The organism is Candidatus Ichthyocystis sparus, from assembly GCF_900078745.1.
Taxonomy (GTDB): Bacteria; Pseudomonadota; Gammaproteobacteria; order Burkholderiales; family 2013Ark19i; genus Ichthyocystis; species Ichthyocystis sparus.
Genome location: NZ_FKII01000053.1, coordinates 1 through 13,497, shown reverse-complemented (window position 1 = coordinate 13,497; position 13,497 = coordinate 1). Strand labels below are relative to the sequence as shown.

The window sequence follows — 13,497 nt, the reverse complement described above, 5'->3', positions numbered from 1 at the left end:
GGACGCAGAAAGAACACCTTCCGCAGTTAATTCAACTTCTCCAGTCGATACAGGTGAATCTGGACAGGAAGAGGAAAAGGAAATATCTCCATCCAATCCCGCCGAAGATGGAGATGAAGATAAAGATGAAGATAAAGATGAAGGTTCAATCGAAGGTGAAGAGGGAGGAGAAAGTGAATCATCCTCTGCCCCCATAGAAGGAGAAACAACATCAGCTGCGACCAACCCTTTAGCTGATGGTGACAAAGGGGGAGGAATATCAGAGGCTACTACCAGATCAGATGCAGGTGCAGGCAAAGGTAAAAAAGAAGATGAAGGTTCAACAGATAATTCACCTTCAACTACCAAATCAGAAGCAGCACCTTCCGCGACCGAGACTAAAACATCCTCACTAATGATCAAAAAAGAATCGCCAGAGAGAGTTGGCATATCAACAGACTCAGTAACAGAAGGAGATTCAGCACCAGGTAATACTACAGAAATAGAGATAGTATCAGTCACAGATACACTACCAGATTGATCAGAAATAGTTGGCATAGCAACAGACTCAGTAACAAGAGTCAAGGAAGATTCAGGTTGAATCTGGAGCTGTAAAGTTAATTCAGGCTGAGACTGAAGTTGTGAAAGAGAGGCAGCTGAAGAATGAGTAAGATCGGCAGTATCAATCACTGCCACCTTACCCTTCACGCGTTTACTACTACTCTCTGATGTTTTACTCTCACTTATCTCACGTCTTTTCGCAGGTACTTGAGCATTTCTTCTACTGTGTACTTGATAAATTGAAAATGCTGCTACAGGAATACCAGCAACATCGAGGACTCTAATAAAATCCCCACAACTAACATCACTCAATGATCCATCTTCTAGTTCGGCAAAAATTGTATCAGTTATTTTATTCCATGATGAATCAAATACATACTCTACCGTCTTATGAACGGTGCAATCTAGTTCTGATAAAAAACCTAGCAACTCACATCCACTTAATGGCACTAACCCACAATCAGAGGAACTTGATAATACTCGAACACCATCAAGAGCACGTATAAAGCTAGGACGATACCTAGAATGATATATACAAATGGACCTATGCATAAATCTATGTAAATGCTGTTCCCTATAGGTTTTGCACCAGATAGCTTTCTCAACCACCGAAAGTTCACTATCCAAAGTCTCTAGGATGTAATCTCGCATCGAACATGAGAAGGACATTCTGAAAGATTTATCAATGTCACAAAGAAGCTGAAGAACTAATTTAGCACTATCAGAATGTAACTTAACACCCAGCAAGTCAACATATTGATTAGAAGAAGATCCGTCAACAGAAGAAGACAGGATTAATTCAGAAGATGTGCCCGAAGCCTCCCCCAATGGCAAAGAAGGACCTAATTGTGACTCAGATTGAGAATGGGCACGAGGTGACAACCCAGAGTTAGACTGAAGTGATAATGATTGAGAACTGGAAGGCAGAGAATGCTTAAGTCCTGTAACATTAATTTCTGACGTCGTACGTTTATCAGTGCCTTTATTTCTTTCACGTTCTGCGCTAGCTGCTATCATTGCCTCCAATACCAATGGAGGAATGGCATTAATTTCTGATGTCGTACATTTATAAGTGCCTTTACTTCTTTCACGTCTTGACTTGGTTGCTGCCACTGCCGATAGTGCCAATTGAGGAATGCCGGCAGTGTCTAGAACATCTATAAGATCTTTGCAACTAACAGCGCTCAAGCCCCCCTCTTCTAGAGAAACAGAAACTTCACTCCAACAAGAGTTAAAAATAGACTTCACCTTACTACGAATAGCACAATCTAGTTTCGATAAAAAATATAACAACCTATCTCCAGCTAATGGCACTACACTATGGTCAGGAGAATCAGGCAATACTTGAATGCTAGGAAGAGCGCGTATAAAACTAGGTCGATGCTTATAATGATATTTACCAAGGCACTTGAATAAAAAACTATCTTCACACATCACCTTATAGGTCAAGTACCAAATAGCCTTTCCAGTAACAGTAAGTTTGCCACTCACATCTGATGGTAGTTGTTTGGCTACCATACTCTTGTAAGTAAGTATAGCAAATTCATCCATCTTAAAAAATAGATCTTCAATTACTAGAACACTCTCAGGAGATAGTATGACACCAAGTGAATTCAAAACGTCAGAATCAATATAAGTGCCACATTTCAGGGCAGGAACTTTACCTTTACTACTAGTATGCACCACCCCCTTGCCTGTAGTAATAGTAACAGTAGTTGAAGCAGTTTTAGTAACAAGCAGAGAAGATCCCGTACCTTCAGGTGGTGTTACAACTGTAGAAACAGTACTAGTCGCAGACACACTACTAAATTGATCTCTATAAAAAAGCAATCTAACAAATCTAGAAGAAGATTGATCACAATCCCCCTCTAGCAGTAACAAAGATCCTGACTTTGTACCATCAACTGCACATTCACTACCACTTCCCAACCCCTTTCTTTTACTTACCATAGGTCTTATGTATCCGTATCTTTGAGAAGTCGAAAACGCTACTACAGGAACACCAACAACATCTAGAACATTAATAAAATTTCCACAACTAACATCGCCCAATGATCCATCTTCTAGTTCAGCAAAAACTTTATCAGCTACTTCATTCCATTCCAAGTCAAATATAGACTCCACTTCCTTACGAATAGCACAATCTAGCTTCGATAAAAAATCTAGCAACTCAGCTCCACTCAACGGCACTGGTCTACTGTCAGAGGAACTTGACAACACTAAAATACTATCAAGAGCACGTATAAGATTGGGATGATGCCTATAGTGATACATACAAATGAACTTACACATAAATTTAGATAGATGCAGTTCCTTATAGGTTTTGAACCAAATAGCCTTCCCAATAAACGGAAGTTCACTATTAAATATCGTTAAAATGTAACTAAATATCGATTGCAAGAAAGACTGTTTGACAAACTTACGGGCTTTATTAAAAATTTTATCAATTAATTTAGCACTATCAGGATGTAACTCAATACCCAGCAAATAAACACACTGAACAGATAGTGAAACACGATCAGAGGGGGGAGAAATTGTAGAAGAAGGTGGCATCCAAACAGGAGCACGAACAACAACTTTCTCAGAATAAGTAGGCTCAGAAGAAGGTGGCGCCCAAACAGGAGCACGAACAACAACTTTCTCAGCACAAGTAGGCTCAGAAGAAGGTGACATCCAAACAGGAGCACGAACAAAAACTTTCTCAGCACAAGTAGGCTCAGAAGAAGGTAACATCCAAACAGGAGCACGAACAACAACTTTCTCAGCACAAGTAGGAACAGGAAAACTACCATCATCCTTGCGTCTTTTTACTGCTGTCGTATCAGAAGAAGATTCACCATCATGATCTCCAACAGAAGAAAACTGAATAGATTCTGATGCTGTACATTTACCCGTGCCTTTATTTATTTCACGCCCTGCGTTGGCTGATATCATCGCAGATAATGCCAATGGAGGAATACCGGCAATGTCTAGGACATCGGTAAAATCTTTACAACTAATGGCATTCAAGGACTCTTCTTCAAGATTAACAGAAACTTCACTCCAACAAGAGTTAAAAACAGACTTTACCCTACTATGGATAGCGCAATCCAATCTCGATAAAAAATCTGATAACCTATCTCCATTTAATGGAATTAAACTACGGTCAGGAGAACTAGACAATACTTGAATGCTAGGAAGAGCGCGTATAAAACCAGGGCGGTGCTTATAGTGGTACTCACCAATACATCTGGACACAAAACTACTTTCACACATTGCCCTATAGGTAAAGTACCAGACAGCTCGACCAGTCGTAGTAAGTTTCTCACTAACACTCGCTGGGAGCTGCTTGGGTACCATACGCTTATAAGTAAGCCTAGCGAATGCATCAGCTTTAAGAAAGATATCTTCGACTACTCGAGCGCTCTCAGAAGATAATACAACACCCAGCGAACTGAAAACATCCAAATCAGCGGCTAATTTTTGAGCTTCACCACTAGTACTCCCCCCCTTACCTACAGCAGCAGATAAAGTAGTAACCTCAAATTGCCGCAAATCACCACCCTGTACAACTCCTCCATTGGTTTCATCATCATCCCCACTATCTGGGGCACCAACAAAAGCAGCGTCACTACTGGTCACAGATGATACAGGATACATAACAAACTCTCTTTATATTTGTTATTTGTCATCTATATTATTTTTAGTATCGACTTACACACCAACTCTACAGAAAAACAGTTACATACAATGTATAAATATGTATTAACATGCAGACATAGCGTGACCATTATTTAACTGAAAATTGAACAGAAGCACACCAGCAGAATGCACATAACAACACTATTGCTAGCAAACATCAACAAATGTTCTACGTTAAAAATAGCAAAACAAATTCAAGCAATACAAATAAACATAAACAGAATAATATACTGCAGTTAAACATCAACTAACATGATACAAATACGGTACTTACATGCAATACAACTTACGTAGAACAATCCACTACACACACCCGCACTCGCATGAGTGTTTTAAAACATTGCTTACAAACTCAAAACCTAAATTCTATCAATTCAATAAAAAACAAAAAAAGACAAATATCAACCCACGTTACGTACCATACAGTACCATTAAGTACCATTAAGTACCATTAAGTACCATTATATTTGGTACAAAAGCCATACAAACTTAACAATCACGCACCGCATGCAAAGCAAACGCTTAATGTATCTCCTAGTACACAATTATGTTATGAATGATTGCTTCACCAAATTAGTATAAATTACGTAAATAAAAAAATTCACAAATGAAAAATCATGAGCTTAGCAAATAACGTGAAATTTATTATTTCACAAATCTTACTAACTACTGGTCAACCAATGTTAAACACACCATGAAGCACTAACTACAAAAAAACAAGCTACTCCTATTTAATCATGGGAAATATAAAAAAACTAACCGAACCAAACATAACAAAAAATAAACCCCTGCTCACAGCAAACTCATAAAATTACGTGATGCTAATAATAAGAAAGTAAGACCAATTCTTAGCAATTAACTATTCCTTTTCCTTCTACGTCCTCTCAATCTCTGAGCACCACCGCGACGTGAAGAAGATAACCCTCCTCTGCCACCTCTCGTAGTCCCACTAGATTCACCAGCAGGTGGTGGTGAAGGTGGCAGGACTCGATTCAACAATGCTGCCAATCTCGCTCCCACATCCTCCTCAGCAGTAGTATCGGTAACAACAGCCACTAGCGGAACATTACCAATATCCACGGGTGTAGAAGAGGAAGGTCCAGCAGAGATAACACTACTCATGGGTACCTCAAAAGGCTCATTAACCAATTGCATAATAAATGCTCTTTCTTATATACGCGAACATAACTAGAAGAACTACTACTAGCTGTCATGGAAGATTCCCCAATAGCAGCAGAAAAAGAAGAAGATACAGGGATTGGAACTATTGGCTGCTCAGATGAGGACACAGGAGTCGATTCACCCACTGAAGCTCCCAACGGACGCAGAAGAACACCTTCCGCAGTTAATTCAACTTCTCCAGCCTATGCAGGTGATCCTGGAGAGGAAGAAGAAAAGGAAATATCTGCATCCAATCCTGATGAAGATGGAGATGAAGATAAAGATGAAGATGAAGATGAAGGTTCAATCGAAGGTGAGGAGGGAGGAGAAAGTGAATCATCCTCTGCCCCCATCGATGCAGAAACAACATCAGCTGCGAACAACCCTTTAGCTGATGGTGACAAAGGGGGAAGAACATCAGAGGCTACTACCAGATCAGATGCAGGTGCAGGCAAAGGTGAAAAAGAAGATGAAGGTTCAACAGATAATTCACCTTCAACTACCAAATCAGAAGCAGCACCTTCCGCGACCGAGACTAAAACATCCCCACTAATGATCAAAAAAGAATCGCTAGGGAGAGTTTGCATAGCAACAGACTCAGTAACAGAAGGAGACTCAGCATCAGGTAATACTACAGAAATAGAGATAGTATCAGTCACAGATGCACTAGCAGATTGATCAGAAACAGTTGGATCAGAAACAGTTGGCATAGCAACAGACTCAGTAACAAGAGTCAAAGAAAATTCAGGTTGAATCTGGAGCTGTAAAGTTAATTCAGGCTGAAGTTGTGAAAAAGAGGCAACCGAAGAATGAGTAAGATCGGTAGTATCAATCACTGATCCCTTACCCTTCACGCGTTTACTACTACTCTCTGATGTCTTACTCTCACTTATCGCAAGTCTTTTCGCACGTCTTCGAGCATTTTTGTTGTTATGTACTTGATAAATTGAAAATGCCACTACAGGAATACCAGCAACATCGAGGACTCTAATAAAATCCCCACAACTAACATCACTCAATGATCCATCTTCTAGTTCGGCAAAAACTTTATCAGTTATTTTATTCCATAACGAATCAAATATATACTCCACAGTCTTATGAACGGTGCAATCTAGTTCTGATAAAAAACTTAGTAACTCACCTCCAATTAATGGCACTAACCTGCAATCAGGGGAACTTGATAATACTCGAACACCATCAAGGGCACGTATAAAGCTAGGACGATACTTGGAATGATATATACAAATGGACCTATGCATAAATCTATATAGATGCTGTTCCCTATAGGTTCTGCACCAGATAGCTTTCTCAACCGCCGAAAGTTCACTACCCAAAGTCTCTAAGATGTAGCCTCGTATAGAATGCAAGAAAGAAATTCTGAAAGATTTATCAATGTCATGAAGGAGCTGAAGAACTAATTTAGCACTATCAGGATGTAACTTAACACCTAGCAAATCAACACATTTATTAGAAGAAGATCCATCATCATAATCTACAACAGAAGAAGGTAGGATTAATTCAGGAGATGTACCAGCAGCCTCCATTAATGGCAAAGAAGACCCTAATTGTGACTTAGATTGAGAGTGGGCACGAGGTGACAACCCAGGGTTAGACTGAAGTGATAATGATTGAGAACTGGAAGGCAGAAAATGCTTAAGTCCGGTAATATTAATTTCTGATGTCGTACATTTATCAATTCCTTTATTTCTTTCACGTTCTGCGCTAGCTGCTATCATTGCCTCCAATACCAATGGAGGAATGACACTAATTTCTGATGTCGTACATTTATTAGTATCTTTACTTCTTTCACGTCTTACATTGGTTGCTATCACTGCCGATAGTGCCAAATGAGGAATACCGGCAGTGTCTAGAACATCGATAAGATCTTTGCAACTAACGGCGCTCAAGCCCCCCTCTTCTAGAGAAACAGAAACTTCACTCCAACAAGAGTTAAAAATAGATTTAACCTTGCTACTAATAGCACCATCTAGTACTGATAAAAAATCTAACAACCCATCTCCAGCTAATGGCGCTGCACCATAGTCAGGAGAATCAGACAATACTTGAATGCTAGGAAGAACGCGTATAAAACTAGGGCGGTGCTTATAATGATATTTACCAAGGCACTTGAATACAAAACTACCTTCACACATCACTTTATAGGTCAAGTACCAAATGGCTCGTCCAGTCACAGTAAGTTTGCTACTCACATCTGATGGTAGTTGCTTAGCAACCATACTCTTGTAAGTACGTCTAGCAAAAGCATCCATCTTAAAAAAGAGACATTCAATCACTCGAACAACCTTAGGAGATAGTATAACACCCAGTGAATTCAAAACATCCGAATCAATATAATAAGTGCCACATTTCAGGGCAGGAACTTTGCCTTTACTTTTACTAACAGTACGCGCCACCCCCTTACCTGTAGTAATAGCAAGAGTAGTTGAAGCAGTTTTAGTTTTAGAGGAAGATTGGTCACACACCCCCTCTGGCAGTGACAAAGATCTTGACTTTGTAGCATCAACCGCACATTCACTACCACTTCCCAACCTCTTTCTTTTACTTACCACAGGTCTTATGTATCCATATCTTTGAGAAGTTGGAAATGCTACTACAGGAACACCAACAACATCTAGAACATTAATAAAATCTCCACAACTAACATTGCCCAATAATCCACCTTCTAGTTCAGAAAAAACTTTATCAGCTACTTCATTCCATTTCAGGTCAAATACAGACTCTACTTCCTTACGAATAGCACAATCTAGCTTCGATAAAAAATCTAGCAACTCAACTCCACTCAACGGCACTAGTCTACTATCAGAGGAACTTGACAATACTCTAATACTATCAAGAGCACGTATAAGACTAGGATGATGCTTATAATGATACATACAGATAAACCTACACATAAATTTAGATAGATGCAGTTCCTTATAGGTTTTGAACCAAATAGCTTTCCCAATCACCGGAAGTTCACTATTAAGTATCGTTAAAATGTAACTAAATATCGATTGTGAGAAAGACCGTTTGACAAACTTACGAGACTTATTAAAAATATTATTAATTAATTTAGCACTATCAGGATTTAACTTAATACCCAGCAAATAAACACTCTTAACAGATAGTGAAACACGAGCAGAGGGTGAGGTAATTGTAGAAGAAGTTACAACATCAGTCTCATAGGAAGGTGGCATCCAAATAGGAGCACGAACAATAACTTTCTCAGCACAAGTAGGCTCAGAAGAAGGTGGCATCCAAACGGGAGCACGAACAGTAACCTTCTCAGAACAAGTAGGAACAGGAACACTACCACCATCCTTGCGTCTTTTTACTCCTGTCGGATCATAAGAAGATTCACCATCAGGATCTCCAACAGAAGAAAACTGAATAAATTCTGATGCTGTACATTTACCCGTGCCTCCATTTATTTCAAATCCTGCACCAGCTGCTATCATCGCAGATAATGCCAATGGAGGAATACCGGCAATGTCCAGGACATCGGTAAAATCTTTACAACTAATGGCATTCAAGGACTCTTCTTCAAGATTAACAGAAACTTCACTCCAACAAGAGTTAAAAACAGACTTCACTCTACTATGGATAGCACAATCCAATCTCGATAAAAAATCTGATAGCCTATCTCCAGTTAATGGAATTAAACTACGGTCAGGAGAACTAGACAATACTTGAATGCTAGGAAGAGAACGTATAAAATCAGGGCGGTGCTTATAGTAGTATTCACCAATACATCTGGACACAAAATTATTTTCACACATTGCCCTATAGGTAAAGTACCAGACAGCTCGTCCAGTAATAGTAAGTTTCTCACTAACACTAGCTGGGAGCTGCTTGGCTACCATACGCTTATAAGCAAGCCTAGCAAATGCATCAGCTTTAAGAAAGATACCTTCAACTACTTGAGCGCTATCAGAAGATAATACAACTCCCAATGAACTGAAAATATCCAAATAAGCGGCTAATTTTTGAGCTTTACCACTAGTACTCACCCCCTTACCTACAGTAGCAGGTAAAGTAGTAACCTCAACTTGCCGCAAATCACCACCCCGTACAATTACTCCATTTGTGCCACCATCATCCCCACTATCTGGGGCACCAACAGAAGCAGCGACACTACTGGTTACAGACGATACAGGATACATAACAAGCTCTCTATATATACAGATGACACAGGATACATAACAAGCTCTCTATATATTTATTATTTGTCATCTATATTATTTTTAGTATCGACTCACACAACAACGCTACAGAAAAAAAGAAGTAAGTACAGTCAACGACTAAATGCACTCAGCACCACCAATAGGAACATAACCAGAGACAAAGTCGTACATCATCACTCTTGTGCCCCAAGTTATTGTACCTCAATCAATGCACACGAACTCCCACATACGCAGCCACTCACCCGCAATGCGCGGCTTGCATATAGCTTAAAAATGAACATTTACATACAATAAATATCAATTAATTGCATAAATATACATTAATTAACATGCAGACACAGCGTGGCCACTATTTAACTGAAAAAGAAGCACACCAGCAAAATGCACGTAACAACACTATTGCTAGCAAACATCAACAAATGTTCTACGTTAAAAATAGCAAAACAAACCCAAGCAATACAAATAAGTATAAACAGAATAATACACGGCAATTAACCATCAACTAACATGATACAAACACGGCACCTACATGCACTACAACTTACGTAGAACAATACACTGCACACAAAACCCGCACCCATATGAGTGTTTTAAAACATTGCCTACAAACTCAAAACCTAAATTCCATCAATTCAATAAAGACAAAAAAAGACAAACATCAACCCACGTTACGCATAATACAGTACCATTATATTTGGTACAAAAACCATACAAACTTAACAATCGCGCATCACATGCGACTCAAACGCCTGATGTATCTCCTGTCATACAATTTTGCTATGGAATGATTGCTTCATTAAATTAGTATAAATTACGTAAATAAAAAAAATTTACAAATCTCCATAACTACTGAACTACTGAACTACTGAACTACTGAACTACTGAACTACTGAACTACTGAACTACTGAACTACTGAACTACTGAACTACTGAACTACTGAACTACTGAACTACTGAACTACTGAACTACTGATGTTAAACACTAGCACCAAAAAAACAAGCGGCCCTATTTTATCACGGAACATATAAAAAACTGACCGAACCAAACATAAAAAAAATAAACCCCTGCACACAACAAATCCATAAAATTATGTGATGCTAATAATAAGAAAGTAAGACCAATTCTTAGCAATTAACTATTCCTTTTCCTTTTACGTCCTCTCGATCTCTGAACACCACCGTGACGTGAAGAAGATAACCCTCCTCTACCACCTCTAGACCCACTAGATTCACCGGCAGGTGGTGGTGAAGGTGGCAGCCCTCGATTCAGCAATGCCGCCAATCTCGATCCCACATCATCAGCAGTAGTATCGGTAACAGCAGCCACTAGCGGAACATTACCAATATCCACAGGTGTAGAAGAGGAAGGTCCAGCAGAGGTACCACTACTCATAGGCACCTCAAACGGCCCATTAACTAATTGCATAATAAATGCTTTCTTAGGTCCATGAGGGTACCTAGAAGAACTACTACTAGCTGCCGTGGAAGATTTACTGACAGAAACAGAAGAAGATACAGGGATTGAAACTACTGACTGCTCAGATGAGGACACAGGAGTTGATTCACCTACTGAAGCTCCCAACGACGCAGAAAGAACACCTTCCGCAGTTAACTCAACTTCTCCAGCCGATACAGGTGACTCTGGATAGGAAGAGGAAAAGGAAATATCTGCATCCAATCCTGACGAAGATGGAGATGAAGATAAAGATGAAGATGAAGATGAAGGTTCAATCGAAGGTGAGGAGGTAGGAGAAAGTGAATCATCCTCTGCCCCCATAGACGCAGAAACAACATCAGCTGCGACCAACTCTTTAGCTGATGGTGACAAAGGGGGAGGAATATCAGAGGCTACTACCAGATCAGATGCAGGTGCAGGCAAAGGTGAAAAAGAAGATGAAGGTTCAAAAGAAGATGAAGGTTCAACAGATAATTCACCTCCAACTACCAAATCAGAAGTAGCACCTTCCGCGAGCGAGACTAAAACATCCTCACTAATGATCAAAAAAGAATCGCCAGAGAGATTCGGCATAGCAACAGACTCAGTAACAGAAGGAGATTCAGCACCAGGTAATACTACAGAAATAGAAATAGTATCAGCTGCAGATACACTACCAGATTGATCAGAAACAGTTGGGATAGCAACAGACTCAGTAACAAGAGTCGAAGAAGATTCAGGCTGAGACTGAAGTTGCGAAAGAGAGACAACTGAAGAATGAGTAAGATTAGTAGTATCAATCACTGCCCCCTTACCCTTCACGAGTTTACTACTACTCTCCAATGCCTTTTTCTTACTTATCGCACGTCTTTCCGCACGTCCTTTCAGACGTACTTGAGCATTTCTTCTACTGCGTACTTGATAAATTGAAAATGCTACTACAGGAATACCAGCAACATCGAGGACTCTAATAAAATCTTCACAACTAACATCACCCAATGATCCATCTTCTAGTTCGGCAAAAACTGTATCCGTTATTTCACTCCATAACGAATCAAATATACACTCCATCTTCTTATGAGCAGCGCAATCTAGTTCTGATAAAAAACTTAGTAACTCACCTCCAATTAACGGAACTAACCCATGATCAGAGGAACTTGATAATACTCGAAAACCGTCAAGAGCACGTATAAATTTAGGACGATACTTAGCATGATATATGCAAATGGATCTATGCATAAATCTATATAAATGCTGTTCCCTATAGGTTTTGCACCAGATAGCCTTCTCAACCACTGAAAGTTCATTATCCAAAGCCTCTAAGATGTAATCTCGCATCGAACACTTGAAGGACATCCTGAAAGATCTATCAATGTCACAAAGAAGCCGAATAACTAATTTAGCACTATCAGGATGTAACCTAACTCCCAGCAAATCAACACATTTACTAGAAGAAGATCCATCATCAGAATCTACTTCAGAAGATGTACCAGGAGCCTCCTCCATTAACGGCAAAGAAGAACTTAATTGTGACTCAGGTTGAGAATGGGTACGAGGTGACAACTCAGGGTTAGACTGAAGTGATAATGATTGAGAACTGGAAGGCAAAGGATGCGTAAGGCCTGTAACACTAATTACTGATGTCGTACATTTACCAATACTTTTATTTCTTTTACGTTCTGCGACGGTTGCTGATACCATCGCCGATAATGCCAATTGGGGAATGCCAGCAGTGTTTAGAACATCGATAAGATCTTTACAACTAACAGCATTCAACCCCCCCTCTTCTATAAAAACAGGAACTTCACTCCAACAAGAGTTAAAAATAGACTTAACCTTGCTACTAATAGCACCATCTAGTTTCAATAAAAAATCTAACAACCTATCTCCAGCTAATGGCACTACACTATGGTCAGGAGAATTAGGCAATACTTGAATTATAGGAAGAGCTCGTATAAAATTGGGGCGGTGCTTATAATGATATTTACCAAGGCACTTGAATACAAAACTATCTTCACACATCACCTTATAGGTCAAGTACCAAATAGCCTTTCCAGTAACAGTAAGTTTGCCACTCACATCTGATGGTAGCTGTTTGAGTACCATACTCTTGTAGGTACGTCTAGCAAATGCATCCACATTAAAAAAGAGATCTTCAATCAATCGAACACTCCTAGGAGATAACATAACACCCAGTGAATCCAAAACATCCGAATTAATAGCAAAAGCTGAAGAAGAAATAGCAATAGAAGTACCATATTTCAGGGTAAGAGCTTTGATTTTACTACTAGTATGCACCACCCCATTGTCTGTAGTAGTAGCAACAGTAGTTGAAGCAGTTTCAGTGACAGGCAAAGAAGATTCCGTATCTTCAGGTGGTGCTACAACTGTAGAGACAGCACTAGTTGCAGACACACTACCAGGTTGATCTTTATAAAGAAGCAATTTAACAAATCTAGAAGAAGATTGATCACAATCCCCCTTTAGCAGCAATAA

The 13,497-nt window shown here is 39.5% G+C and carries 5 protein-coding genes; all 5 read right to left on the bottom strand.

Annotation, left to right across the window (positions count from 1 at the left end; genetic code table 11):
- Nucleotides 1-4,179: hypothetical protein (locus tag A6733_RS05215; protein WP_141663463.1), on the bottom strand; the 4,179-nt coding region annotated here is incomplete at its 3' end.
- 897 nt (nucleotides 4,180-5,076) lie between these two features.
- Nucleotides 5,077-5,376 (bottom strand): hypothetical protein, encoded by a 300-nt coding sequence (locus A6733_RS05210; RefSeq protein WP_141663462.1) that lies wholly within the window; start codon nucleotides 5,374-5,376, stop codon nucleotides 5,077-5,079.
- Nucleotides 5,340-5,528 (bottom strand): hypothetical protein, encoded by a 189-nt coding sequence (locus A6733_RS05205; RefSeq protein ID WP_092411393.1) that lies wholly within the window; start codon nucleotides 5,526-5,528, stop codon nucleotides 5,340-5,342. Before A6733_RS05205 ends, A6733_RS05210 begins: the two co-directional genes overlap by 37 nt.
- Nucleotides 5,529-5,585: 57 nt before the next feature.
- A complete protein-coding gene (locus A6733_RS05200; RefSeq protein ID WP_092460577.1) occupies nucleotides 5,586-9,545 on the bottom strand; it encodes a hypothetical protein in 3,960 nt (1,319 codons plus the stop codon).
- A gap of 1,153 nt (nucleotides 9,546-10,698) precedes the next feature.
- A partial coding sequence (locus tag A6733_RS08935) for a hypothetical protein (protein ID WP_176696776.1) occupies nucleotides 10,699-13,497 on the bottom strand: 2,799 nt, incomplete at its 5' end.